This window comes from Tardiphaga sp. 768_D3_N2_1 (assembly GCF_052076105.1).
Taxonomy (GTDB): Bacteria; Pseudomonadota; Alphaproteobacteria; order Rhizobiales; family Xanthobacteraceae; genus Tardiphaga.
The window spans coordinates 2,857,898-2,883,045 of record NZ_CP197245.1 but is presented as its reverse complement, the minus strand read 5'-3'; the positions used below and the strand labels follow the sequence as shown (position 1 = coordinate 2,883,045).

28 protein-coding genes and 1 tRNA gene are annotated in these 25,148 nt (G+C 62.7%); 16 read left to right on the top strand and 13 right to left on the bottom strand.

All coding sequences use genetic code 11. The annotated features are described in order from the left end of the window. Window positions 1-37: 37 nt before the first annotated feature. Window positions 38-649 (bottom strand): FMN-dependent NADH-azoreductase, encoded by a 612-nt coding sequence (locus tag AB8A27_RS13410; protein WP_441242329.1) that lies wholly within the window; start codon window positions 647-649, stop codon window positions 38-40. A 97-nt stretch (window positions 650-746) separates the two neighbouring features. Between AB8A27_RS13410 and AB8A27_RS13405 the strand changes: the two genes are divergently transcribed. Beyond that, window positions 747-1,127, top strand: a complete 381-nt coding sequence (locus AB8A27_RS13405; protein ID WP_231080341.1) for a winged helix-turn-helix transcriptional regulator — start codon at window positions 747-749, stop codon at window positions 1,125-1,127. A 63-nt stretch (window positions 1,128-1,190) separates the two neighbouring features. Here the strand turns inward: AB8A27_RS13405 and dprA are convergent, their stop codons facing one another. Then, a complete protein-coding gene (dprA, locus tag AB8A27_RS13400) occupies window positions 1,191-2,366 on the bottom strand; it encodes a DNA-processing protein DprA (RefSeq protein ID WP_441242328.1) in 1,176 nt (391 codons plus the stop codon). A 52-nt stretch (window positions 2,367-2,418) separates the two neighbouring features. On the opposite strand from dprA, the gene AB8A27_RS13395 reads away from it, so the two are divergent. After that, entirely contained in the window at window positions 2,419-2,883 is a 465-nt protein-coding gene (locus AB8A27_RS13395) for a hypothetical protein (protein ID WP_092144333.1), read from the top strand. Window positions 2,884-2,891: 8 nt separating this feature from the next. Here AB8A27_RS13395 and plsY read toward each other — a convergent pair whose 3' ends face one another. From plsY to AB8A27_RS13380, 3 genes are all read right to left on the bottom strand, one after another. After that, window positions 2,892-3,479 carry a glycerol-3-phosphate 1-O-acyltransferase PlsY gene (gene plsY / locus AB8A27_RS13390; RefSeq protein WP_441242327.1) on the bottom strand — a complete coding sequence of 196 codons (588 nt, stop codon included), beginning with the start codon at window positions 3,477-3,479 and terminating at the stop codon, window positions 2,892-2,894. Between the two features lie 84 nt (window positions 3,480-3,563). Continuing rightward, complete coding sequence (locus AB8A27_RS13385) at window positions 3,564-4,865, bottom strand: dihydroorotase (protein WP_441242326.1); 1,302 nt, start codon at window positions 4,863-4,865, stop codon at window positions 3,564-3,566. Between the two features lie 4 nt (window positions 4,866-4,869). After that, a complete protein-coding gene (locus AB8A27_RS13380) occupies window positions 4,870-5,823 on the bottom strand; it encodes an aspartate carbamoyltransferase catalytic subunit (protein WP_092144329.1) in 954 nt (317 codons plus the stop codon). Window positions 5,824-5,971: 148 nt separating this feature from the next. Between AB8A27_RS13380 and AB8A27_RS13375 the strand changes: the two genes are divergently transcribed. The 3 genes from AB8A27_RS13375 (at window position 5,972) to AB8A27_RS13365 (ending at window position 9,250) form a co-directional block, all read left to right on the top strand. Beyond that, window positions 5,972-6,745: a M15 family metallopeptidase gene (locus AB8A27_RS13375; RefSeq protein WP_441242325.1), complete on the top strand. Its 774-nt coding sequence runs from the start codon at window positions 5,972-5,974 to the stop codon at window positions 6,743-6,745. Window positions 6,746-6,812: 67 nt separating this feature from the next. Further along, on the top strand, window positions 6,813-8,459 hold the full coding sequence (locus AB8A27_RS13370; protein ID WP_441242324.1) for an isovaleryl-CoA dehydrogenase: 1,647 nt from the start codon (window positions 6,813-6,815) through the stop codon (window positions 8,457-8,459). Window positions 8,460-8,464: 5 nt separating this feature from the next. Next, on the top strand, window positions 8,465-9,250 hold the full coding sequence (locus AB8A27_RS13365) for a lysostaphin resistance A-like protein (RefSeq protein ID WP_441244905.1): 786 nt from the start codon (window positions 8,465-8,467) through the stop codon (window positions 9,248-9,250). Window positions 9,251-9,311: 61 nt separating this feature from the next. Here AB8A27_RS13365 and AB8A27_RS13360 read toward each other — a convergent pair whose 3' ends face one another. Together AB8A27_RS13360 and ruvX are read right to left on the bottom strand one after the other, a co-directional pair. Further along, window positions 9,312-10,238 carry an AEC family transporter gene (locus tag AB8A27_RS13360; RefSeq protein ID WP_441242323.1) on the bottom strand — a complete coding sequence of 309 codons (927 nt, stop codon included), beginning with the start codon at window positions 10,236-10,238 and terminating at the stop codon, window positions 9,312-9,314. Window positions 10,239-10,240: 2 nt separating this feature from the next. Next, window positions 10,241-10,732, bottom strand: coding sequence for a Holliday junction resolvase RuvX (gene ruvX, locus AB8A27_RS13355; protein WP_441242322.1), 492 nt, complete (start codon window positions 10,730-10,732; stop codon window positions 10,241-10,243). Between the two features lie 211 nt (window positions 10,733-10,943). Here ruvX and AB8A27_RS13350 point away from each other — a divergent pair, with 211 nt between their 5' ends. The 10 genes from AB8A27_RS13350 to AB8A27_RS13305 all read left to right on the top strand — a co-directional run bounded on the left by AB8A27_RS13350 (window position 10,944) and on the right by AB8A27_RS13305 (window position 21,105). Beyond that, a complete protein-coding gene (locus AB8A27_RS13350) occupies window positions 10,944-11,168 on the top strand; it encodes a hypothetical protein (protein WP_092144320.1) in 225 nt (74 codons plus the stop codon). Window positions 11,169-11,252: 84 nt separating this feature from the next. Then, the gene (locus AB8A27_RS13345) at window positions 11,253-12,329 is read left to right on the top strand and encodes an NAD(P)H-dependent flavin oxidoreductase (RefSeq protein WP_441242321.1); all 1,077 of its coding nucleotides are present in this window, start codon (window positions 11,253-11,255) and stop codon (window positions 12,327-12,329) included. A 92-nt stretch (window positions 12,330-12,421) separates the two neighbouring features. Next, a complete protein-coding gene (gene gatC, locus AB8A27_RS13340) occupies window positions 12,422-12,709 on the top strand; it encodes an Asp-tRNA(Asn)/Glu-tRNA(Gln) amidotransferase subunit GatC (RefSeq protein WP_441242320.1) in 288 nt (95 codons plus the stop codon). Window positions 12,710-12,740: 31 nt separating this feature from the next. Then, entirely contained in the window at window positions 12,741-12,974 is a 234-nt protein-coding gene (locus AB8A27_RS13335) for a hypothetical protein (RefSeq protein ID WP_115029275.1), read from the top strand. Continuing rightward, window positions 12,975-14,453 (top strand): Asp-tRNA(Asn)/Glu-tRNA(Gln) amidotransferase subunit GatA, encoded by a 1,479-nt coding sequence (gene gatA / locus AB8A27_RS13330; RefSeq protein ID WP_441242319.1) that lies wholly within the window; start codon window positions 12,975-12,977, stop codon window positions 14,451-14,453. Window positions 14,454-14,540: 87 nt separating this feature from the next. After that, a complete protein-coding gene (locus AB8A27_RS13325; protein ID WP_441242318.1) occupies window positions 14,541-15,638 on the top strand; it encodes a sensor histidine kinase in 1,098 nt (365 codons plus the stop codon). 194 nt (window positions 15,639-15,832) lie between these two features. Continuing rightward, complete coding sequence (locus tag AB8A27_RS13320; protein WP_441242317.1) at window positions 15,833-17,221, top strand: patatin-like phospholipase family protein; 1,389 nt, start codon at window positions 15,833-15,835, stop codon at window positions 17,219-17,221. Between the two features lie 82 nt (window positions 17,222-17,303). Further along, window positions 17,304-18,788 carry an Asp-tRNA(Asn)/Glu-tRNA(Gln) amidotransferase subunit GatB gene (gene gatB / locus AB8A27_RS13315; protein WP_441242316.1) on the top strand — a complete coding sequence of 495 codons (1,485 nt, stop codon included), beginning with the start codon at window positions 17,304-17,306 and terminating at the stop codon, window positions 18,786-18,788. Window positions 18,789-19,877: 1,089 nt separating this feature from the next. Then, window positions 19,878-20,495, top strand: a complete 618-nt coding sequence (locus tag AB8A27_RS13310) for a GNAT family N-acetyltransferase (protein WP_441242315.1) — start codon at window positions 19,878-19,880, stop codon at window positions 20,493-20,495. A 340-nt stretch (window positions 20,496-20,835) separates the two neighbouring features. Next, window positions 20,836-21,105 carry a hypothetical protein gene (locus AB8A27_RS13305; protein WP_092144307.1) on the top strand — a complete coding sequence of 90 codons (270 nt, stop codon included), beginning with the start codon at window positions 20,836-20,838 and terminating at the stop codon, window positions 21,103-21,105. A gap of 168 nt (window positions 21,106-21,273) precedes the next feature. Here AB8A27_RS13305 and AB8A27_RS13300 read toward each other — a convergent pair whose 3' ends face one another. After that, window positions 21,274-21,666, bottom strand: a complete 393-nt coding sequence (locus AB8A27_RS13300) for an AprI/Inh family metalloprotease inhibitor (protein ID WP_441242314.1) — start codon at window positions 21,664-21,666, stop codon at window positions 21,274-21,276. 153 nt (window positions 21,667-21,819) lie between these two features. Between AB8A27_RS13300 and AB8A27_RS13295 the strand changes: the two genes are divergently transcribed. Next, window positions 21,820-22,152 carry a hypothetical protein gene (locus tag AB8A27_RS13295; RefSeq protein ID WP_441242313.1) on the top strand — a complete coding sequence of 111 codons (333 nt, stop codon included), beginning with the start codon at window positions 21,820-21,822 and terminating at the stop codon, window positions 22,150-22,152. Between the two features lie 299 nt (window positions 22,153-22,451). Here AB8A27_RS13295 and arr read toward each other — a convergent pair whose 3' ends face one another. From arr to AB8A27_RS13270, 5 genes are all read right to left on the bottom strand, one after another. Next, window positions 22,452-22,874, bottom strand: a complete 423-nt coding sequence (gene arr / locus AB8A27_RS13290) for an NAD(+)--rifampin ADP-ribosyltransferase (protein WP_441242312.1) — start codon at window positions 22,872-22,874, stop codon at window positions 22,452-22,454. Window positions 22,875-23,239: 365 nt separating this feature from the next. Further along, entirely contained in the window at window positions 23,240-23,848 is a 609-nt protein-coding gene (locus tag AB8A27_RS13285) for a DNA-3-methyladenine glycosylase I (RefSeq protein ID WP_441242311.1), read from the bottom strand. A 3-nt stretch (window positions 23,849-23,851) separates the two neighbouring features. Continuing rightward, on the bottom strand, window positions 23,852-24,136 hold the full coding sequence (locus tag AB8A27_RS13280; RefSeq protein WP_441242310.1) for a YciI family protein: 285 nt from the start codon (window positions 24,134-24,136) through the stop codon (window positions 23,852-23,854). 10 nt (window positions 24,137-24,146) lie between these two features. After that, a complete protein-coding gene (locus tag AB8A27_RS13275; protein ID WP_441242309.1) occupies window positions 24,147-24,746 on the bottom strand; it encodes a TetR/AcrR family transcriptional regulator in 600 nt (199 codons plus the stop codon). 220 nt (window positions 24,747-24,966) lie between these two features. Further along, a tRNA-Ser gene (locus AB8A27_RS13270) sits at window positions 24,967-25,057 on the bottom strand. Window positions 25,058-25,148 lie beyond the last annotated feature (91 nt).

The window sequence follows — 25,148 nt, the reverse complement described above, 5'->3', positions numbered from 1 at the left end:
CACTCCAATCGGAGTGGCGGGGAGTAACGAGTTGTCTTCAAGCCGCGCGCAAATCCGTCGCTGCCTGCAAGGCACCGGCAACGGCTTTCTCGCGCAACTCCGGTCCCACCATGATGCCGTCGGCAGCGATGAATTCCAGATTGGTCACGCCGATGAAGCCGAACACCCAACGCAGATAGGTTTCGAGATGTTCGCCGGCCGCCATCGGCGTGTCGGCGCCGTAGAAGCCACCGCGTGAGATCGCGACAATGACGCGCTTGTTGCCGGCGAGACCCTCGACAACACCCTTGTCATTGTACTTGAACGTCTTGCCGGCCACGAGGATACGGTCGATCCACGCCTTGAGCTGGGTCGGGATGGTGAAGTTGTACATCGGCGCGCCGATCACCACGATATCAGCGGCGAGGAACTCCTCCAGCACGGCCTGACCCGCAGCGAGGTCCGGCTGCAAGGCGGCGTCGGGCGCGGCACCCTGCGCGGCAGCGAGATGGGAACCCGACAGGTGGCCGAGCGGGGCTGTGGCGACGTCGCGATAGGTCACGGCAAGTCCAGGATTGGCCTTGGCCAGCCGGTCGGTAATGGCGGCGGATACCTGCCGGCTGACGGAGTGGGGGCCGAGAACGCTGGAATCGATATGGAGCAGTTTCATGTGGTCACCTCATGGTATAGGTTTGTAACTGACGCTACATGAGTGACTGGCCGAAACCGCACAAGAAGGCACAATTTTGAAACCCGAGCACAAAAAGGTGCCTGCTTTGCCGGCGATTCCGCATCAGGAGAGCGATTGCCGCGGCGTCGCGTCGGTGCTGGCGCGGGTCGGCGACAAATGGAGCGTGCTGGTCATCATGCTGCTCAGGGACGGCCCGCGGCGCTTCAACGAATTGAAGCGCATGATCGGAGGCATCTCGCAGCGGATGCTGACCCTGACGCTGCGCGGGCTCGAACGCGACGGTCTGGTGACGCGCACCGTGTTTCCGACCGTGCCCCCACGTGTGGACTATGAACTCACGGATCTCGGCCGAGGCCTGAGCGATCCGGTCATCAAGCTCGGCGAGTGGGCGCAGCAACATCTGCCGGATATCGACACCGCGCGGAAAAACTTCGACGGGCGCAATTCAGAGGACTGATCCCATCGCGTTTTCAAGCGCAGTGGCTTCCGGTTCGCGTGAAGAAAACGCGCCAGAAAGAGCTCAGATCATCGACACCAGCCCGCCGCCATGACGCTCCAGCCGTCCGGCAAGCTCGAGCTCCAGCAGCACGATGCGGACGGTCGAGGCGGATGTGCCGGCAAGACGTATGAGATCGTCGATACCGACGGGGCTCGGGCCAAGCAAGGCGATGACGCGCGCGCGATCGCCGCTATCGGGTTCGTCGTAGGATGCCATGTCGTCCGGCTCACGGTTCGGCAATTCAATCGGCCGCTCCATGATCGGTGCGACGGCGTTGATGACGTCGGAAGCTTCGGTCACCAGCGCCGCGCCTTGCTTGATGAGGTCGTTGGTGCCGGCGGCGCGGGGATCGAGCGGCGAACCCGGCACGGCAAACACCTCGCGCCCCTGTTCGGCAGCCATCCGTGCAGTGATCAGCGAGCCAGAACGATGTGCAGCCTCGATCACCACGACGCCGAGCGCTGCACCCGAGATTAGTCGGTTGCGGCGGGGAAAATCTCGGGCGCGGGGAACATGGCCGACCGGCATCTCTGAAATCGCGCCGCCGTTGTCCAGCAGGGCGAACAGCAGCTCCTCGTGTTCGGGCGGATAGATCTTGTCATGACCGCCAGCCAGCACAGCAATGGTGCCTCCATTCAGGCTGGCGCGATGCGCGGCCTGATCGATGCCGCGTGCGAGGCCCGACACGATCACGAAACCGGCGTCGCCAAGATCGCGCGCCAGTCTCTCCGCGAATTTCAATCCTGCGCCGGACGCATTGCGCGAGCCGACGATGGCGATCATCGGCCGCATCAGCGCGTCCACTCTGCCGCGGATGCCGAGCAGCGGCGGTGCATCGTCGATCCCCGCCAATCGCGGCGGATAGCCGGGCTCACCGGGGGCGACAAGCGCGACACCCATCTTGCGCCCGAGGTCGAGTTCACGCTGTGCATCGTCGGCGCTGTAGATCCGGCCGGCGCGGGTCGCACCGCCGCGGCGCGCCAGATCGGGCAGTCGCTCCAGCGCGGCGCGGGCGCTGCCGAAATGATTGGTCAGCGACCGGAAGGTGCGCGGCCCCACATTGTCGCTGCGGATCAGCCGCAGCCAGTCGAGCCGCTGCGCGTCCGTCAGTTTTGTGCTGCCTTGTGAGATGCTGTCCAAGCCATGCTCCCCCGGGTGGAAAGCATCTATCAACTTAAGGATGCATTCAATTGACATTCGCACTTAAGGTGCGAGAGTAGGGGGGAGCCCGGATGGCTTGTGTTCAGTGATGACAGTACTTTGGGACGTGAACAACTTCCAGCGGATCGGCGCATCGAGCAACGCCGCCGTTGGGCGTGAGTTCGAAGAGGCGGCGCAGATCTTCTTTCATTCCGAGGGCGTGCAGCTTGCGCGCAATTTCGTCGTACCCGTCGGCCACCGGCTGCAGAAGAACAAGCGCTTCGACCTTGGCAGCGCCAGCCCGCGCATCCTGGTCGAATGCAAGTCCTACACCTGGTCAGTGTCCGGCAATCGGCCGAGCGCCAAGATCCGCGGCATGAATGAAGCCATGCTGCTGTTCGGTGCGGCGCCCCGCGACTATCGGAAGATTCTGTTCGTGCTCAAACATCTTCACCCGCATTCGAAGGTGAGTCTGATCTCGCACTATATCAAGAACAACGGCCACCTGATCAGCCGCGGCATCGAGATCTGGGAGTTCGATCTGGATGCGCGGCAGGGCGCAAGGGTGTTCTAGCCAACAGGCTACTTCTGCCCGATCTTGCCTTCGGTGCCGTTCAGCAAACGCTTGATGTTCTCGCGGTGCATGAACCACAGCAGCAGCGTCAGCACGGTGGCCAGCACGGCGAGCTGCGGCGCCTTGGCCCACCACAGAAAAATGGGCGTGATGGCGCTGGCGGTCAGGGCCGAGAATGACGAGTAGCGCGAGGTGAAGGCGCAGGCGAGCCAGGCAAGGCAGAACACGATCGCCGCAGGCCAGTACAGGCCGAGCATGATGCCGATATAGACGGCGACACCCTTGCCGCCCTTGAAGCCGAGCCAGACCGGGAAGAGGTGCCCCAGGAAAGCGAAGAGACCGGCGATCATGGCCGGGACGGGACCGCCGACGCCGCCGGCGATGATCACGGCCACGGTGCCCTTGATGGCGTCGAGCAGCAGGGTCGCCGCGGCAAGACCCTTGCGGCCGGTGCGCAATACGTTGGTGGCGCCGATATTGCCGGAGCCGATGGTGCGGATGTCCTGCGTGCCGGCGAGCTTGGTCAGCACCAGTCCGAAGGGCACCGAACCGAGGAAATAACCGAGCGCGGCAGCGAATATGTAGAGAACGATCATCGGACCTCTATTCCAGGACGCGGTTCGCACTTTCGTGCTCGCAGACGCGCTCCGCGCTTTCGGTGCACCACGACGCTTGTCGCGTCAGACGTGCTCGTAAACGGTGCGTCCGCCGACGATAGTACGTGCGACGCGCCCCGTGAAGCGGGCTTCGTCGAATGGCGTATTCTTGCATTGCGACTTCAAGTCCGCGGGGTCCAGCACCCACGGCACGTCGGCGTCAATGACGATGATGTCGGCGACAGCGCCGGGGCGCAGCGTGCCGCCCGGCAGGCCGAGCAGTTCCGCCGGCCGTGTCGACATCGCCGATATCAACTGGGTGAAGGACAGTTCGCCGCTATGGACCAGTCGCAGTCCGGCCGACAGCATGGTCTCAAGTCCGATGGCGCCGGGCGCAGCCTCGGCGAATGGCAGTCGCTTGGTCTCGACGTCCTGCGGATTGTGGTCGGACATGATGACGTCGATCAATCCTGACGCGACGGCGGCGACCAGCGCGCGGCGGTTCTCTTCGGTGCGCAGCGGCGGCGACAATTTGAGATAGGAACGATAGGGCCCGATATCGTTCTCGTTCAGCGTCAGGTGATTGATCGACGCCGAGGCGGACACCCGCAAGCCGGCGTCGCGGGCGCGCTTCAGGATCTCGATGGATTCGATGCAGGTCAGCGATGCCGCATGGTAACGCCCGCCGGTGAGGGCGACGAGGCGCATGTCGCGCTCCAGCATGATGGCTTCGGCAGCATTGGGAATGCCCATTAGGCCGAGCCGCGAGGCGCGCTCACCTTCATTCATCACGCCTTCGCCGACGAGATCGGGATCCTCGGTGTAATGCACGATCAGCGCGTCGAAATCGCGTGCATAGGTCAGCGCGCGGCGCATGATCTGCGCGTTGGTGATGCTCTTGTCGGCATCGGTGAAGGCGACGGCGCCGGCCGCTTTCAGGAGGCCGAGCTCGGTCATTTCCTTGCCTTCGAGACCCTTGGTCAGGGCGGCCATCGGATGGATGTTGACGATGGCGGTGTCGCGGGCGCGCCGCAGCACGAAGTCGACTGTGGCCGAGTTGTCGATGGTCGGCGAGGTGTCCGGCTGACAGACGATGGTGGTGATGCCGCCGGCTGCGGCGGCACGGCTGGCAGAGGCGAAAGTCTCGCGGTGGCTGGCGCCGGGCTCGCCGACGAAAGCGCGCATGTCGACGAGGCCGGGGGCCACGACCTTGCCAGCGCAATTGATGATGTCGGTGCCTTCGGGCACGCCTGCCGCGCCGATGCCGCGGCGGGCATCACGGATCAAGCCGTCGGCGATCAGAACATCCCCGGGACCGTCGAGGTCGCTTGACGGATCGATCAAGTGCGCATTGGCGAGGAGGATAGGGCGGCGATCTGTCAGCATGGCGTTACGCATTCGGGAGGTTGCGCGCGAGCGCTTCGAGCACGGCCATGCGGACCGCTACGCCCATTTCCACCTGTTCGCGGATCAGCGATTGCGCGCCGTCGGCGACGATGGAGTCGATTTCGACGCCGCGGTTCATCGGACCCGGGTGCATCACCAGCGCATCGGGCTTGGCGTAAGCGAGCTTCTTCTGGTCGAGGCCGAAATACTGGAAGTATTCGCCGGACGACGGCACGAAGGAGCCGTTCATGCGCTCGCGCTGCAGCCGCAGCATCATCACGATGTCGGCGCCGTTGAGCCCTTCGCGCATGTCGCGCGCGACCTCGACACCCATGCGCTCGATGCCCGGCGGCAGCAGCGTGGAGGGGGCGACGACGCGGACGCGTGCGCCCATGGTGTTGAGCAGGAGAATGTTGGACCGCGCGACGCGGGAATGCAGCACGTCGCCGCAGATCGCGATCACGAGACCTTCGAGGCGGCCCTTGTTGCGGCGGATGGTCAGCGCGTCGAGCAGGGCCTGCGTCGGATGTTCATGGGCGCCGTCGCCGGCATTGATCACGGAGCCATCGACCTTGCGGGCCAGGAGTTCGACCGCGCCGGACGCGTGATGGCGCATCACCAGAATGTCCGGATGCATCGCGTTCAGCGTCATCGCGGTGTCGATTAGCGTCTCGCCCTTTTTGATCGAGGACGATGACACCGACATGTTCATGACGTCGGCGCCGAGCCGCTTGCCGGCCAGTTCGAACGACGACTGGGTACGTGTCGAATTCTCGAAAAACAGATTGATCTGGGTGCGACCGCGCAGTGAGGAGCGCTTCTTGTCGACCTGGCGGTTCAGCTCGACATATTCCTCGGACAGGTCGAGGAGGCCGGTGATATCCGCGGCGGAAAGGCCCTCGATGCCCAGCAAATGCCGGTGTCCGAGGACGAAAGAGGATTTCGTGGCTTGGGTCATTAAAACGAAAGCTATAGGCAGAGTTGAAAAGCGGGGCAAGCGCGATTCGGCCGGTTTCGGGTTATCCCCCGGTCAGTCCAGCGGCAGGGTAAAGATGGTGAGGCCAAATTCCCGCGGAATCGCCTTGGTTGGAGCTCCGGAACCCGTCATGAGACGTGCTCTAAACCAGGTGGTCGCGACGGTGTCGGCGGGGCTGTTTCTGGCCTTCGGCGTCATGCCCGCATATGCGCAAAATTTGCCCGATGATTTCGTGTTCCTGCGCGATATCGATCCCTCGATCCAGCAGGACATCCGCTATGCCGGCGTCAACAATTTCGTCGGCCGCAAGCTCAGCGGCTATGAGAGCGCGGAATGCGTGGTGAAACGCCCGGTCGGCCTCGCCCTGCAAAAGGTGCAGCGCGAACTGATGGCGCAGAACCTGTCGCTGAAAATGCTGGATTGCTATCGCCCGGCGCGGGCGTCGCGCGACATGGTGGCGTGGGCGCGCGACGGCAACGAGACACCTGCGCAGAAGCGTTACAATCCATCCTTCAGCAAGGCGGATCTGTTCAAGCTGGGCTATATCGCCGAACACTCCGGCCACTCCACCGGCGCGGCGCTCGATCTGACGCTGGTCGATCTGCGCGCGCCGGCGTCGCCGGCATTCGATCCGCACAAGGCCTATGCAAGCTGCATCGCGCCGGAAGCACAGCGCGCGCCGGAGGCCAGCGTCGACATGGGCACCGGTTACGATTGCTCCGATGCGAAGGCGCATACCGGATCGCGCGCGATTTCATCCGCGCAGCGGCGCTGGCGGGATCTCCTGACGTCGGCGATGGGCCGGCAGGGCTTCGTGAATTATTCCAAGGAATGGTGGCACTTCTCGCTGCCCGGCGCCGGCGCGCGCGCCTACGATTTCCCGATTGCACGGCAGGCGAGATAGCCCCGTGAAATCCCGCCCGATCCGGCGTAAAATGATTCGCAACAATGCCTTCAGCCGGAACTGATCCATGACCGACGCCACCTCCGCGATCCATGCGGTGCTCAACCAGTCCCCGCCCTTCGAGGACGTCAATCTGTTCGAGCTGGACCGGCCGCTCGTGGAAGCGGTGGCGATGAATGAGGGCTCGTTCGCCTATGTCGACCACGCCGAATTCGGTCAGCTCTGGGGCTCGGCCGAGATGGCGCAGCGCGCGCGGCTGGCCAACGAGAATACGCCGAAGCTGCGGACCTTCGATGCGCGCGGCAACCGGCGTGACGAGGTCGAGTTTCATCCGGCCTATCACGAGTTGATGGCACAGAGCATTGCGGCAGGAATTCATAATTCGACATGGACGCGTGACGGCAAGTCCGCACGCGGCGCGTCCGAAGTGGCGCGCGCCGCGAGGTTCTACATGGCGGCACAGGTCGAGACCGGACATCTCTGTCCGATCACCATGACGCGTGCTGCGGTGGGGGCATTGGCTTCGCAGCCTGATGTGCTTGCACAGGTCATGCCTGTGATCGCCAGCCGCGATTACGATCCGAGCTTTGCGCCATGGTCGGCCAAGCGCGGCATGACGCTGGGCATGGGGATGACCGAGCGGCAGGGCGGCACGGATGTGCGGACCAACATGACGCGCGCGGTGCGCGATGGCGATGCGTATCGGATCAGCGGCCACAAATGGTTCATGTCGGCGCCGATGTGCGACGCATTCCTGGTGCTGGCGCAGGCCGATGATGGCCTTAGCTGTTTCTTCATGCCGCGGTTCCGGCCGGATGGTTCGCTCAATGCGCTGAACTTCCAGCGCCTCAAGGACAAGCTCGGCAATCGCTCCAATGCGTCGTCGGAAGTCGAGTTCAACGATGCCTATGCACTGCGCGTCGGCGAGGAGGGCAAGGGCATCCGCACCATCATCCAGATGGTGCAGCTGACGCGGCAGGATTGCGCAACGGCGTCGGCAGGCCTGATGCGCTCGGGCCTCGTTCATGCGCTGCATCACGCAAGGCATCGCAGCGTGTTCCAGAAGCATCTCGCCGATCAGCCGATGATGCAAAGCGTGCTCGCCGACATGGCGCTGCATGTGGAGGCCTCCACCGCGCTGGTGATGCGGCTGTGCCGTGCGTTCGATGTGGCGCCGGAGGATGCGTCCGAGGCGGCCTATATGCGTTTCCTGACGCCGGTTGTGAAATACTGGGTCTGCAAATCGGCGCCGGGCTTCCTGTACGAGGCGATGGAATGCATGGGCGGCAATGGCTATGTCGAGGAGGGCATTCTGGCGCGGCATTATCGTGAGGCGCCGGTCAATGCGATCTGGGAAGGCTCCGGCAATGTGATGTGTCTCGATGTGCTGCGGGCGCTGTCGCGCGAAGGCGACGCTTCGACCGCGGTGCTGCAGGATCTGATGCTGGAGACGCGTGGACTGCCCGGTGCGGCCGACGCTGCATCCTTCGTCATCCGCACCTTGCTGCGGCCCGATAGCGAGCGTGCCGCGCGGCAGGCGGTGGAATCGCTGGCGTTGCTGGCGGCGGCTGCAGCGCTGAATATGGTGCATCCGCCCCATGCCGAACTGTTTGCGCGGACACGCCTTGATGGTGCGCGCAGCGCGATCTACGGCACTGCCGAATTGACCGAAGCTCAGGGCCGGGGGCTGCTCGAGCGGGCGTTGCCGCAGTGAGTGCGCTGGAGGCGGCCGTCGCTCCTGCTGCACCTTCGGATCTGCCGCCCGCGACAAAGCCGCCGCGGGTCTGGAAATTCTGGGGCACGTGCCTCTGGGGGCTGTTCGCCTTTGCAGCGATGTTCCTCGGTCAGTTGACCGTCGTCGCCTATTACCTGCTGATCAAGGATGCGCCGCTCGACGCGACGCTGCTGATCAAGGCCATGAGCAGCGGCACGACCATCGCGGCATCGGTCATCATGGGGCTTCCGGCCGTGTGTCTGGCGCTGTGGCTGGCGACGCGCATGGCGCGGCAGTCCTTTGCCGACTATCTGGGGCTGCGCGGCACGTCCTGGAAAAACTACGTCATCGGTACGGTGGCGCTGATCGCGCTGGTCGGCGCCTGGGAGCTGGTCGCAAAAGGCATGGGGCGCGATTCCGCGCCGACCTTCATGCTGGAAGTGTTGAAGTCGGCCCGTGCCGACGGCGCACTGTGGTTGCTCGTGATCGCATTTTGCGTCGGTGCGCCGATGACCGAAGAGTTCTTCGCGCGTGGCTTCCTCTATCGCGGCTGGTCGGAATCGTTCTTGCGGCCGCTTGGCGCCATCGTGGCGTCATCGCTGGTCTGGACGGCGATGCATCTGCAATATGACTGGTTCTTTTTCGTCGAGATTTTCACCATTGGCCTGCTGTTCGGCTATATGCGCTATCGTAGCCACTCCACATGGCTGACGATCTTTCTGCATGGCCTCAACAATCTGGCAGCGACCGTTCAGACGCTGCTCATCGCGAACGGTGTGATATCGCCCTAGAGCATGATCCCGAAAAGTGGCAACCGGTTTTTGGGCAAGATCATGCTCAAAAAAGAAAAACCTATTCCGCCAGCGCAATGAAGACGGGCATGGTCAGCACCGCCAGCGTGGTTTGAACGGTCAGGATTTGCGCCAACAGGGGCGCGTCGCCGCCCATCTGCCGCGCCAGAATATAGCCGTTCGATGCCGACGGCACCGATGCGCAGCAGACCACCACCGCGAGGTTGGTGCCCGACAGGCCGAAGGCGATGCCGAGGCCCATGGCGATCAGCGGCATCACGGCGAGTTTCAGGACCACCGTCAGTGCCGCAGCCATGCCGGGCTTGTGCAGGCCTTCGAGTTGAAGACCTGCGCCGACAATCAGCAGGCCCATGGCGAGTGAGCAGCGCCCGAGGGCATCGAGGAATTCGTGTGCGGGCTTGGGAACCGGCAATCCGGTCACGTTGATCGCGAGGCCGATCACGCAGGCCCAGATCAGCGGGTTCCTGGCGATGGTCAGCAACAGCGCGGGCCACGCCATCCGCTGCGGCGAGGCGTAATGCGCCAGCACCCAGACGGCCAGAATGTTCAGCAGCGGGATCATCGCCACCATGGCGACGGAGGCCAGCGTGATGCCGAGGTCGCCCCACAGATTGCCGGCGACCGATAGTGCCACGAAGGTCTGCCAGCGCGTCGCGCCCTGAAACAGCGACGTGAAGGCAGGCCCATCGAGACCGATGGCCCGCGCCAGCAACGGACGCAGCGCCAGACATAGCGCGGACATCAGGATGACGGAGAGCAGCAGCGCACCGCCGACGCCGGCGATCGGTACCGACGCCAGATTGGCCCGCGACAGCGTATCGACCAGCAGGGCCGGGAACAGTACGTAATAGACGAGCTGCTCCAGCCCGACCCACTCGATGTTCTGTTTCAACAACACACGTCGCAGCGCAAAGCCGAGCACGATCAGCAGGAAGACCGGGACGAGAGCACCGAATACCGTGAGCATGGTCAGCGAATATCCGGCGCCCGCAGCAAGGCGGCCAAACGGTCGAGTGCGCCCTGCAGGATGAAGATGGCGGCGTGCTGGTCGATCACCTTGGCCCGCTTGGCGCGGCTGACGTCATTGGCGATCAGTTCGCGCTCCACGGCAGCGGTGGACAGGCGTTCGTCCCAGAACGCGATCGGCAATTCGGTCAGTTTGGAGAAGTTGCGGGCGAAGGCGCGGGTCGATTGCGCGCGCGGCCCCTCGCTGCCGTCCATGTTGATGGGCAGGCCCAGCACGAAGCCGCAGATGTTGCGCTCGCCGGCGAGCTTGAGCAGGCGCGCGGCATCGGCCTTGAACGCGGTGCGCTCGACGGTCTCGATGCCGGTGGCGAGACGACGATCGGGATCGGACACCGCGACACCGATAGTCTTGGTGCCGAGATCGAGGCCGATCAGCGCGCCGCGGGCGGGCAGATGGGCGGCGGCTTCAACGAGAGGAAGGATGACAGCGGGCATGGCCCCGCATAACACGCGCGGCCATCAGGTCAAACGCTGCGCTGCAGTTATCGGGGCTGACGGCGGCTGCATGTACGCGTTCGAGACGGCGCAAGATTGGGCGCGATGTCGGTCGGGAATGGCAGCGGTCATCGGTCGCGTTTCACATTCGGGTCGATCTGCGGCAAGGTAGCATCGTTCCCGCGTTGCTGCGTCTAAGTCACGAGCCCTCATGGATTCCCTCAGCCTGTTCGGATTATTCGCAGTCAGCGCCATGCTGGTCTGCTATGCGCTGGAGGCGCGCAGTCCGTGGTTTACGCTGGCCTTTGCCGGCGCCTGCGGGCTTGGATCGCTCTATGGCTTCCTGCAGGGCGCCTGGCCGTTCGGACTGGTGGAGGCGATCTGGGCTGGCGTTGCGCTGCGCAAGTGGATGCTCATCCCCCGCGCAACCGCATAGCTCGTACCGCTGCGGCCGTGCTAGCTTGACCGTGGCCCGGCAACGACGCGCGTGCCGATCCCCTTACATTCTGAGAGCGTACCCATGTGGCCTGACCGCAGACTGATCGATCTATTCGGCACTGAATATCCCATCGTGCAGGCGCCGATGGCTGGCGTGCAGGATGCCGACATCATGATCGGCGCAGCCGAGGGCGGCGCGCTGGCCTCGCTGCCTTGCGCGATGATCTCACCCGAGAAAGCCCGCGAGCAGATCAATATCGTGCGCCAGCGCGTTTCCTCGCCGGTCAACATGAATTACTTCTGCCATACGGCGGTCGATGCCGATCCCGCCCGCGAGGCCAACTGGCGTAAGCGGCTGACGTCCTATTACACGGAGCTCGGGCTCGATCCGAATGCCGACATCAATGCCGCCAACCGCGCGCCGTTCGACGCGGCGATGTGTGCGCTGGTGGAAGAGTTGAAGCCGAAGGTGGTGAGCTTCCACTTCGGCCTGCCGGATGCAGCGCTGCTGAAGCGCGTCAAGGCGGCGGGCTGCGTGGTGATCGCCTCGGCGACCATCGTCAAGGAAGCCGTCTGGCTCGAAGAGCGCGGCGCGGACGCGATCATCGCACAGGGCGCGGAAGCCGGCGGTCATCGCGGCATGTTCCTGACCGAGGATATCGCCACCCAGCCCGGCCTGTTCGCGCTGTTGCCGCAGGTGGTGGATGCGGTGAAGGTTCCGGTGATTGCTGCCGGCGGCATAGCCGATGGACGCGGCATCGCGGCTGCCTTCGCGCTGGGTGCGGCGGGTGTGCAGATCGGCACTGCGTATCTGCGGACGCCCGAATCCAAGGTGAGCGGGCCCGGCCGCGCAGCCCTGGCCGAGGCGTCGGACGCCTCCACGGTGATCACCAATGTCATGACCGGCCGTCCGGCTCGCGGCGTCATCAACCGGGTGATGCGCGAAGTCGGGCCGATCTCGGCGGATGCGCCGGCGTTTCCGCATTCGGCGGTCGCGCTGGGGCCGTTGAAGACGGCGGCCGAGAAGCTCGGCAGGGTCGATTTCACCAATCTCTGGGCCGGGCAAGCCGTGCGGTTGGGGGGCGAACTGCCCGCGGCAGAGCTGACGCGGTCGCTGGCGGCTGCCGCATTGGCACGGATGGCTGAGTTGCGGGGCTAGGGCGCCAAACAGGGCGGAGGTGCCGGCCGGTTGCGGCGCGAAACCTCCGTCTGCTATACGGCAGGCAGAATTCGCCCAGAGGCCCTATATAGATGTCAGTCGATGCTGCCACCGTTCGCCGGATCGCGCACCTTGCGCGGATCGCGGTCACAGATGCCGAGGTTCCCCATCTGCAGGGTGAACTGAACGCGATGCTGGCCTTTGTCGAGCAGTTGCAGGAAGTGAATGTCGACGGCGTCGAGCCGATGACCTCGGTGATGCCGATGGAGATGAAGAAGCGCGCCGATGTCGTCGCTGACGGCGAGATCGTCGATGCAGTGACGGCGAATGCGCCGGAGTCAGAGGATCATTTCTTCCTGGTGCCCAAAGTCGTCGAGTAATCGAGCAAGAACCGTTCAGACGGAATACGCCATGTGCCTGCTTTGCGACGATGAAAAGTCCTATCAGCTCTATATGGACTACCTCGACGAGATGGAACGTCAGGGGAAGGTCAAGGACGTCGATGCGGCCATGGATGCGATCCTCGACAAGGTTCAGGCTGCGCAGGTCGCCGACGACAAGCGCCGCCGCGAACTCCACGGCAACGACCTGCCCGAAAACGACAAGACGCTCTCTCCCTTCTTCTGCAGCCCGGTCAATAAATAGATGACAGATCTGACGTCGCTGACACTCGCCGAGGCGCGTGACGGCCTTGCGACCAAATCCTTCACGTCAGTCGAACTGACCGATGCGCATCTTGCGGCGATGGAAGCTGCGCGCGTGCTGAACGCCTATGTGCTGGAGACGCCGGATCAGGCGCGTGCCATGGCGCAGGCCGCGGACGCGAAACTCGCCAAGGGCGAGGGCGGCTGGCTCGGCGGTGTGCCGCTGGGTATCAAGGATCTGTTCGCCACCAAGGACGTGCGCACCACCGCATGTTCGAAGATCCTCGGCAACTTCGTGCCGCCTTACGAGTCGACCGTGACCGCGCAGTTGTGGCGCGACGGGGCCGTGATGCTCGGCAAGCTCAACAATGACGAATTCGCCATGGGCTCGGCGAACGAAACCTCGTTCTTCGGTCCGGTGATCAATCCGTGGCGGCGCGAGGGCTCCGACGTCAATCTGGTGCCCGGCGGCTCGTCCGGCGGCTCGGCGTCGGCTGTCGCTGCAGGTCTCTGTCTCGGCGCGACCGCAACGGACACCGGCGGCTCGATCCGTCAGCCCGCGGCCTTCGCCGGTATCGTCGGCATGAAGCCGACTTATGGCCGCTGCTCGCGCTGGGGCACCGTGGCTTTCGCCTCGTCGCTCGACCAGGCAGGGCCGATCGCGCGCACCGTGCGCGATACCGCGATCCTGATGCGCTCGATGGCCGGCTACGATCCGAAGGACTCGACGTCGGTCGATCGCGAAGTGCCCGACTATGAGGCGGCGATCGGCAAGTCCGTGAAGGGCATGAAGATCGGCATTCCCAGGGAATATCGCATCGACGGCATGCCGGCCGAGATCGAGAAGCTCTGGATGGAAGGCGCCGCGCAGCTCAAGGCCGCCGGTGCCGAACTCGTCGACGTGTCGCTGCCGCACACCAAATACGCGCTGCCCGCCTATTACATTGTGGCGCCCGCCGAAGCCTCGTCGAACCTCGCGCGCTATGACGGCGTGCGTTACGGCCTGCGCGTACCCGGCCGCAACATTCACGACATGTATGAGAATACCCGTGCCGAAGGTTTTGGCGCGGAGGTTCGTCGCCGCGTGATGATCGGAACCTATGTCCTCTCTGCCGGCTATTACGACGCTTACTATCTTCGCGCGCAAAAAGTCCGCACGCTGATCAAGCGTGACTTCGAGGAATGTTTCGCCAAGGGCATTCACGCGATCCTGACGCCGGCGACGCCGTCTGCGGCGTTCGGGATCGGCGAGAAGGGCGGCGCCGATCCAATCGAGATGTATCTCAACGACATCTTCACGGTGACGGTGAACATGGCCGGCTTGCCGGGCATCGCGGTTCCCGCGGGCAAGGATGCGCAGGGACTGCCGCTCGGGCTGCAACTGATCGGCCGGCCGTTCGACGAGGAGACGTTGTTCTCGCTCAGCGAAACCATCGAACAGGCATCGGGACGCTTCACGCCGCCCAGGTGGTGGGCCTGACATCATCGTCCGCGTGAAGTGTTGCGCGTTTGACATTGCGTTTTGCAATGCACTTGGCCATGCTTTGTCCATGAACGTGGCACGCGTATGAGCACTGACGACAGTCTTCCTCCGACCCAGCAGGTCGACCAGATTCTGGGATCGTCGAAGCTCGCGCAGGCGATCGAGAACGACCGCTACAAGCATCTGCTCGATCATGTGCCGGTCGCCGTTGCCGTGTCGCGCGGTTCCGCAGGCGAGCAGCAGGTCGTCTATATCAACAAGGCGTTCGAAGCCTTGATGTCCATGGTGCCGGCCGACGTCGAAGGGCAGGGTTGGACCTGCCTCGACGGCTTTCTCAACGAAGACAATCAAGCAGAGACGCTGGGCGAGGCGATCCGCGACGGCGAGGATTTCATCGGCGTGTTTCGGCCGTCGCTGCCGCTGGAACGGCTGGTGATCGTGCAGGCCTATGCCTCGGTGATCGAAAGCGACGACGGCGTCGAAAATTTCCGGATTGCCGCGCTGGTCGATGTCGGCGGCCGCGAGCGCGCGCAGATCGAGCAGTTCGAAAACCAGATCCGTGACCGCGACATGCTGATGCGCGAGCTGCAGCACCGGGTGAAGAACAACCTGCAGCTCATCACGGCGCTGGTGCGCCTCGAAGCCCGATCGGCCGCAGAAGGCGAAGCAGTCGCGTTGGGACGGCTGGCAAGCCGCATCGATGCCTTGACCGTGCTGTACCGGACGCTGTCGGCCGAGGACGCCGCTGCCGATATCGATCTTGGCCAGTATCTCGCCGATATCGCCAATGCCGTGATGGCTGCCAGCGCCCCGGCGGATATCACGCTTGATGTGCAGGTCGGCTATTGCCCGATGTCGATCAATATCGCGATGCCGGCGGGACTGCTGGTCAACGAGATGCTGACCAACGCGTTGAAATACGCCTTCGTTGGTCGCTCCGCCGGTCAGATCAAACTGATCTGCAAGCTCGAAGGCGGTCACGTCACGGTGGTTGTCGCCGATGACGGCATCGGCCTTGGCGAAGGCCAGGAGTGGCCGTCGCCGCGCAAGCTCGGCGCTTTGATCCTGCAGACGCTCAAAGAAAATGCGCCGAACGTGAAGTTCAATGCCGAGAGCATTCGCGGGCAGGGCAGCTGGTTCACGCTGGTATTTGATGCCGCACCGGGCACGCAGCCGAACTAGAATTTCTGCACCATCGCCGCCGCTTCACCATTCATTAGCCACGTTGCGGGCGCGGGTGTCGCATTCGTGCCTCATTGCACGAAATTGCAAAGCTTTGCGTTAGTATGTGGTTGAGTATTGCGGATCGGGGAAAGTCCGGGTGGGCGTGGATCGGCTGCGGTTGGTTCCACGGACTTGGGATCGGTAGAAAAGTGATGAAAGCGTTGCGTTCGATCGGTGTCGTGGTCACGACCTGCGCGCTGCTGCTGGGCTGTGCCTCTGTCTACAATACGCCGGTCAACGTTCCCGTCGGCGCGGAGGGCGTGACCGACAACCTCAAGCTCAATTTCACTGACCCTGCCGGGATGGATGACCTCCTCATTGGGCTGTCCTTCTCCGGTGGCGGCACGCGCGCGGCAGCTTTTTCATTCGGCGTTCTCCAGGAGATGGAGCACATCCCGATGCCGCGGTCGTCAGACAAGATGGTCGACCGCATCGATTACATCTCCGGCGTATCGGGCGGTTCGGTGACCGCCGCCTATTTCGGGATCAAGAAACGCGCCGCGCTGTCCGATTTCCGCGAACGGTTCCTGCTGCAGAACGCCGAGGCAGGGCTGCAGACCACGCTGTCCCTCGGCACCATCAGTCGCGCACTGGGCGGAGGGATCAACGACCCTGAGGCGCTGTCGAAATGGCTCGACGCTCATCTGTTTGAGGGCATCACCTACGGCCAGGCGCGTCAGGTTGGCTCGCCGCGGGTCTGGATCAATTCGTCGGACATCTATAACCGCGTCCCGTTCATTTTCGATGCCACGGCCTTTAACGCGATCTGCAGCGATCTCGGAAAGTTTCCGGTCTCCAGTGCCGTTGCGGCATCGGCGGCCGTGCCGATCGCCTTCGCGCCGGCGGTGGTGAAAGCCTATCCCGGCACCTGCAACGATCCGCTGCCCGAATGGGTGCGGCGCGCGGCGTCGAGCCGTACCGCGTCGCCGATGCTGAACTCCTATGCCAAGGCCATCGTTCGTTACCGCGAGGGCGCGGTGCCCTATATCAAGCTGATGGATGGCGGTCTCGTCGATAACTATGGCGTCGCCGGTTTCACCATCGCTCGCGAGTCCTCCAACACGCCCTATGGTCCGATGAGCCCGCAACAGGCGGTGCGGCTGCGTCGCGCATTGTTCCTGGTCGTAGATTCCAAGACCGGCCTGTCCGGCGACTGGGTCAATACGGTGCAGGGACCCGACGGTGTCGAACTGCTGAAGGCCGCAGTGGACACCACCATCGATGCCAGCGTCGGTGCCAACTACACAGCCTTCGATCGCACCATGAAGGACTATCAGTCGTCGCTGGTCGCCTGGCGCTGTGGCCTTTCGGCGGCGCAGCGGGCGAGCTATGGCGCGCGGCCCGGCTGGAATTGCCGCGACCTGCAATTCTTCGTCGGCCGGCTCGGTTTCGACCAGCTTGACGGTGAGCGCGCTGCGGCTCTCGAAAGCGTGCCGACACGCTTCCAGCTGCCGCAAGCTCAGGTCGATGACGTGATCGCCGCCGGTCGCGACACGCTGCGCGCCAGCCCGGTCTTCAAGGCCTTTGCTTCGGGGATGTAGCCGGCTTGCAATGGCTCAGGTTTGAAGCCGAAGGCCTTCATGGGGGTTTTCCCGCGCCTCGTGTCGCGGTAGAAACCGCTCCATGAACGCACCTGTCAAACCTTCGAAGCTCATCAAGGGCGCCACCGGCGACTGGGAAATGGTCATCGGTCTGGAGATCCATGCCCAGGTCAATTCTCAAGCCAAGCTGTTCTCCGGCTCGTCCACGGAGTTCGGGGGCGCGCCGAACAGCCACGTGTCGCTGGTCGATGCAGCCATGCCGGGCATGCTGCCGGTCATCAACGAGGAATGCGTCCGGCAGGCGGTGCGTACCGGCCTTGGTCTGAATGCCGTGATCAACCTGCGCTCGATCTTCGACCGCAAGAACTACTTCTATCCGGACTCCCCGCAGGGCTACCAGATCAGCCAGTACAAGTCGCCGATCGTCGGCGAGGGCGAGGTCACCGTCGAACTGTCCGATGGCGAGGCCATCACCATCGGCATCGAGCGGCTGCATCTGGAGCAGGACGCCGGCAAACTGGTGCATGACCAGAGCCCGACCAGTACCTTCGTCGACCTCAACCGCTGCGGCGTGGCGCTGATGGAGATCGTCTCCAAGCCCGACATGCGCTCAAGCGAACAGGCGCAGGCCTATGTGTCGAAACTGCGCACCATCCTGCGCTATCTCGGCACCTGCGACGGCGACATGGAGAAGGGTAACCTGCGCGCCGACTGCAACGTCTCGGTTCGCAAGCCCGGCGATCCCTATGGCACCCGCTGCGAGATCAAGAACGTCAACTCGATCCGCTTCATCGGCCAGGCCATCGACTATGAAGCCCGGCGCCAGATCGGAATCCTCGAGGATGGCGGGGCGATTGAACAGGAGACGCGGCTTTACGACCCCAACAAGGGCGAGACCCGGTCGATGCGCTCCAAGGAAGAGGCGCATGACTACCGCTATTTCCCGGATCCCGACCTGCTGCCGCTGGAATTCAGCGAAGACTATGTCGCTGAACTGAAGGCCGGGCTGCCGGAACTGCCGGACGAGAAGAAGGCACGCTTCATCAGCGCCTTCGGCCTGTCGCCCTATGACGCCAGCGTGCTCGTCACCGAGCGCGAGAGCGCCGAGTTCTTCGAGACGACGCTCGACGGTCTCGCCAACAAGACGCGCGACGGCAAGCTGGCCGCCAACTGGGTGATCAACGAGTTGTTCGGCCGTCTCAACAAGGAAGGTCAGGACATCACGTCCTCCCCGGTGTCGGCCGTACAGATGTCCGCCATCGTCGATCTGATCGGCGAGGGCGTGATCTCCGGCAAAATCGCCAAGGACCTGTTCGAGATCGTCTGGACCGAGGGCGGCGACCCGCGCGCGCTCGTCGAAGAACGCGGCATGAAGCAGGTGACGGACACCGGCGCCATCGAGAAGGTGGTCGACGACATCATCGCAGCCAATCCCGACAAGGTCGCGCAGGCGCAGGCCAAGCCGGCGCTGATGGGCTGGTTCGTCGGCCAGGTGATGAAGTCGTCCGGTGGCAAGGCCAATCCGCAGGTCGTCAACGACCTCCTCAAGAGCAAGCTCGGCATCTGACGATCGCCATTCGATGACGACGGCGCCGCCTCGAGCGGCGCCGTTTTCGTTTCGGCGGACCTCGCTTGGCGCGTCGTTACCTGCGCGATGAACGGTCGCGCGCGCGGAATCAGACCACGAATCGGCGTGGTGTCAGCCGCCAAAAAGTGCGGTTGTGGCCAGCACCGATAAGTCGCGAACGCGTTTTCTGAAAAAATATTTTCGTTGCCAAAAATCCCGACTCAGAGTCCCCGGCACCCGTTTTCAGCGCCCGACTCACGCCCGGAGGACGGCAGAAGTTTGTGTAGTTGTTTGATAGTACGAATTGCGGACGCTCGGAAAAAATAAGTACTTTCTGCAATCTTGACATTTGTGGACGCAGAGTTTTCGGGCGTTTCTCGCGTCGCCTCGCATGCCGGATTTCAAGTTGTGACTGGGCCCGTGGGGGAAGTGGCGCGTTGCGCTCATCAACACTTCCTTAAGCGGGAGACTGTTCTTTTGAAATCGTTGGTGTATTCGGGATGAAGTGCATTTCGATTCCCGAGTGCACGCAGCGATCAAGTCATCTCTTTATTGGAGGGCAACATGGCCAAGAAAGCTACGAAGAAAGCCGCTAAGAAGACCGTCAAGAAGGCAGCGAAGAGCGCTGTGAAGAAGACCGCGAAGAAGACCAAGAAGGTCGCCAAGAAGAAGTAACTTCTTCTGCGATCCTGCCGGCGGCAACGCCGGCGACGTCACAAGGGCTCCGGCGACGATTTGCTTCTCGAAGCGGATGTTGAACGCAGCCCTGGTCGACGAAAGAGGGTGTCGGCGAGACATCAGGTCAAACGGCTGGACCGTCACTCAAAGGCAGAGCTTGCTCTTCCCGAGAACCGGTCCGGCAAAGAAGCCGGTCATTCCGTGATTGGCCTTCTGTGTTCGGTGCGGATCATTGGTCCGCAATTTCATCGGCGGCTTCGGCCAGATGAGATTTGATCCTGACGTGTTGCCGACGCCCTCGTTTTTTTGCCGGTGCGGTTCATCCCCGGCGCTTTGAATTTCCCAATCCCGAAAATCTTTCGTTTGCTCAAGGCGATAACGGTGTGCCGGCGCTTCTGCTAGAGTGTACCGATGCTGCTGTTTCGCCCTTTTGAACCCCGCGACCTTGCGGCGCTCCATGCGATATCGCTGGCCACCGGCCATGCGGGTGGTGATGCGTCCCATCTCTACGAGGATAGCCAGCTCGTCGGCCACATCTACTCAGCCCCGTACGCCTCGCTCCAGGCGGATCTTGCTTTTGTCGTGGAGGATCACGACGGCGTTGGTGGTTTTGTGGTCGGCACGATCGATACGGTGCTCTGGGAAAGCCGGCTTGAGCAGGTTTGGTGGCCAAGTCTGCGCCGACGATACGCCTATCCCGGCAGCGCGCCGGAAGCCTGGACGATCGACGAGCGGCGCCATGCCATGATCCATCATCCGGAGCACGCGCCAGCTGATGTGGTGCGCGACTATCCAGCGCATGTTCATCTCAACCTCCTGCCGCGACTGCAGCACCGGGGCATGGGCGTCAGGTTGCTCGCCGTATGGCTGGAGCTCGCAAGCGCGCGGGATGCCAAGGGCATTCATGTGGGGGTCAATCACGCGAATGCGGCGGCGCTGATATTTTGGAAGCGACAAGGATTTCTGCCATTGGCCACGGCGAGCGAGACGTCACGCACCATCTGGATGGGGCGTCGCATCACTGGCTAGCGGCCTTTATCGGCTGGGGCAGGTGCCTGCCTGTTCGCAGCCCTTAACGTCCATTGTTATTGGCGCTGCTGCGATGGTTACGGCATCCCAAAACAGCAGGGTAAACCGAATTCCGCGAAAATGCAGAAAACCCGCATAAATACTGGGTTTCTGGCCGCGTACCGGCCGATTCAGGCTCTGGCTCTTCAGATTTCGTTCATCGCGATGCTTAAACTGCTCTTCAAATTTGATCGGTCATATTGATCCCAACAAGCCGGCAAACGGCGGTTGGGATTGCATCAAATAACGGACAGGAGCCGCGCTCGGTTGGAGGCGGCAAAAGCAAAAAAAGGAATGACCGATGTTTCAGGGGCAGATCGATTTTGAAGCTGCGATACCAGTCGCAGAGACCGCCATCCAGGACGTGCTGTTCGAGCGCGGTCTGTACTGGGCGTCAGGCCGCTCGGGGATTGTGGACCTCGTCGCCGCGCACAAGTGGTTCAACCTCGCTGCCCTCAAAGGCCGGGTCGACGCCATCCCGATGCGCCGCGAAGTCGCCGAGATGATGTCGGATGTCGAGATCGCCGCCGCGCAGCGCGATGCCCGCGCCTGGCTGTCGACGGTTCACTAGAGCCTTTTCGGTTCTGATAGAATCAGAACCGAGGCTCCAGCTTTTTGTAGTGACGCGTTTTCTTGACGCGAACCGGTACCCACTTCGCTCGAAAACACTCTGATCCGACTGCGCGTCTTCACGGTGGGTCGGCAGGCGCGATGCCCGCCGGGGCAGCATGATCAGCCGCTACTTCTTGACGATGGTGAAGATGCCATCGGTCTCCGGCTCCGCCACATAGCGGTTGTCCGGCGTCGAGAAGCGGATGCGCAGTTTGCGGGTCGCGTCGGCAAAGCCGATCGTCCATCCCTCATAGAGCCGCCACGCCGCGATCTCGTCCATGACGGGAAAAGTCCTGGCGCAGTCCTTGGCGACGTCGATCTGTGAGCCGCCGATGGTGCTCTCGCTCTTCAGCACGACCCGGCAGCGTTTCTTGCCCTTGGCATCCTGAACCTCCCAGGTGCCGTAGATATCCTTGAGCATCGCCGGATCGACCTCCTTGAGATCCATCGGCTTGAGGGTTTGTCCACATGCGGCAGATGAGATCGTCATCCCGACGGCAATCACGGCAGCCCATTTCATATCGCGCACTCCCTCGCATACGTCCAAATGTACCGTAGCCCCGTCACGGCCTTGTTACGAGTGTCACGGTTGTAACCGGCATGTGCGCCCCAATGTCTGTCACGTCGCTTGCACAACGAGGCCGAGAGGCCGCGCCACAAAAAGGACAATGCCATGTCGACGAAGAAACTCACGCTCCCATCGATCATCCGCGCCAGCGGCCTCGCGAGTCTGGTGGTTATTGCCGTTGGCGCAGCCCAGCCTGCAGTTGCCGCATCGGCGCCCGCATATCCGCAATCGATCAGCGCACCTGCTGCGGTCACATCCACCGATATCAGTGCGGCCCGCAAGAACCGGCAGGTGAGGCGCACATCTCCGCGTGATGCCTATGGCAGCTATGTCGGCGGAGGCAGCTATGTTGGTGGGGGAGGCGGTGTATCGCAGTCCTATCCCGGCTACGGCTACGGCTACGGCGTTGGAGACAATTCGCGGAACCAGACCTGGTAGGTCCGTCATCCAGGCTGTGACGACCCGGCGGCGACCGCGAGCGTCGTCCGGGGAGGGTGTGCATACTGTTGTGGAGGATGATGGCAGAGAGGCGTCGGGAATCCTTCTTTAAGGATTGCCGGGCATCATTCGCTCAAGCGGAGAGTTTGAGTACCGCTAGCAGGTAGAGACCCGCCGGAGCGACCCGGCGGGTTTTCTTTTGAGGCCCGGTCTTGGCCCGTTAAAGCCAGGCCTCGTACAGCAGCAGTTGCTGCGGAAAGCCGAGCAGCCCGCGCGCACAAGATGCGTGTCGCCCCGCATCAGTTGATGATTTCGCCTCGTTCGTCTGAGCGCAGTGCGGTCAGACGTTCTCTCCACATCTGCAGTGCTTCGGGCGTCAATCGGGTCCAATCTGTGATTTTGCCAGTGACCTTGAGCGGTGCGCTGCTGCGATACGACCGAGTGGGGTTGCCGGGAAATTTCCTGTCGGTCACGTTCGGGTCGTTCTCGAATGTCCCGGTCGGCTCGACGACATAAACACGCGGGACTGCGCTGCCTTCGGTGAGTTCTGCCGCGATTTCAGCGGCAAGCCCGGCACCGTCCACAATGGCAGTGAAGTAGATGTGGTTCATCACCACTTCAGGACGATAGTTCGACCGGTATCCTGCGGTGAGGAAATCACCCACGCGCAAATCCGCGATTGTACCGTGAAAGAACGGTCCTTCGTCCAGCACTTCGGTCATTGTCCTTATCTTGTGAGTCTGCTTTTAGTCAGTGAGCCAGGGGTGCCAACGTCCGCGATGAGGTCGATAGCTGTCGTGGCTGATCTTCAAGACATATCAGACTGTAGCGTAGAAATGGTGGCGATTCGCCGGGCTCATGGCCGCCTGGTGACGATGCGGTGATCGGCGGGAATATCGGGCCATCGAGGGCAATCGGCGGAGATGGCGGGCCGCGCCCGATGAAGATGAGCATTATGAGATCGTCATAAGCCTCTGATGTTTATCTGGATATTCCGCGCGGCACGGTAATCGGCGGGTTTCGGCGGCGTTTGGGCGGCCAACGGCGGTGATATGGGGCGTCCGGCGGGCATACGTTGCCTTTCGAGCTATGCCGGTCGCGTGAACGCTATTCCCGCGTCAGCCGCCCGTTTCCGGACGACGCATCCCTCTGCGTGATCGTTAATGAGGCCCATTGCCTGCATGAAAGCATAAACGGTGGTCGGGCCTACGAAGGACCAGCCATGCTTCTTCAAGTCTTTCGAAAGCGCAGTGGAGGCAGCCGAAGTCGATGCAGTTTGTGGCGCGGCCAGTTCATCCGCCTTCGGCTCGAAGCGCCAGACATAGGCGGCGAGCGAACCTTCCCGGTTCACCAGTTCTTGCGCCCGTTTCGCATTGTTGATGACGGCGACGATCTTGCCGCGATGACGAACGATGCCGGTATCTTTCATCAGACGTTCCACATCGGCGTCGACGAAGTCAGCGATTCGATGGAAGTCGAACCCATGAAACGCGGCGCGGAAGCTCTCGCGTTTGGCGAGAATCGTCCGCCAACTCAGGCCCGACTGAAATCCTTCGAGGCATAGTTTTTCGAACAAGCGGCGATCGTCATCGACCGGGAAGCCCCATTCGTTGTCGTGATAGGCGAGAAATTCAGGCGCCGCCGCGCACCAGCTGCAGCGCGGGCGCCCGTCCGGGCCTGCGATCGTCGCGCTCATGTCTCAGGCTTTCAGGAAGGCGAACCGTTCATCGGTACGGCTCGGCAATATGACGAGGATTTCGGCGCTGACCACGCCCTCGGCGACGAAGGGGTCGTCCTGCACACGTGCCTCGATCTCCTCTGGCGACGCATTGTGCGCGAGGATCGCACCACCCGCATTCGGCTGGAGGCTTCCGACTAGTAGAAACACGCCGTCGTCGAAACCGCGTTTGATCCAGGCGTTGTGCCCGTCCATGAACTGCGGGGCTTTGGTCTTGTCGGCGAAGCGAAGGGTAATGACGAACATGATTGCTCCATCAGGCGGGTTGGCGGGAATGAGGTGGTGATGCGACCGGGTATTGTGCCTGCAGCCACGCTTCCATGTCGGCGACTTCGCGGCGGATGAAATCCTCATCGCGGAAGGCAGTCGCGAGCGTTGCAACGCCCTGGCTGCGCATCAGGATGTGGAGAGCCAGCGCCTCCGCGTCCGCTTCGCGCCCGAGCGCCGCAAACTGCCGGGCAAGCCAGTCGCGGAACACGGTGAAAAGGCGAGCTGCATCGTCCTTTGCTGCGTGATCGAGCTTCGCTAGCTCGTTGCAGAGCGTACCGACCGGGCAACCATGCGCCATGATCTTCGTTCGGTTCACGATGAGAATACGTGCAAAGCTGCGCATACGGTCTGCGGGCGATCCTGCCTCTTGTTCCCAGGAGTCCAGCATGGCGCGTGTAGTTGCCATGCGTCGCTCGATCACCGCGTCGAGGATCTCGTCCTTGGTCTTGAAGTGGTAATAGAAATTACCTCGCGACAGCCCGACATCCTTGGCGATATCGGCGAACGAGGTGGCCTCATACCCGTGCTCGTAGAAAAGCCTGTCGGCGACATCCACGATTTGCTGGCGGGTTTCGCTCGCACTCATAGCGGGTCTCCTCGATCATGGTGCGACAAACAAAGGTTACACATCGCGCGTAGGACGTTTGACCTAATCACTCGTAGGCCAAGCGTCCTACGAAAGCAATGGCAGAACCAATAGAACATCCCGCCTCAGTCAGGGTACTGAGGCAGGAAGGCGTACCATGGAGGGAAATCGGGGGCGTTCGGCGGTAAGCCGTTCGCAAAATTGGCTATTTCAGCCAAGATGGCGGAGCCGGAGGGATTCGAACCCTCGATACCCTTGAGAGGTATGCCGCTTTAGCAAAGCGGTGCCTTCAGCCACTCGGCCACAGCTCCATCATCGCTGCATATGCCCGACACCGTCGCCAGCCGCAAGCGCCAGTTCGCAGTCTGCAGCGCATGTTCGCAGAAATCGGACGCGGCTGAT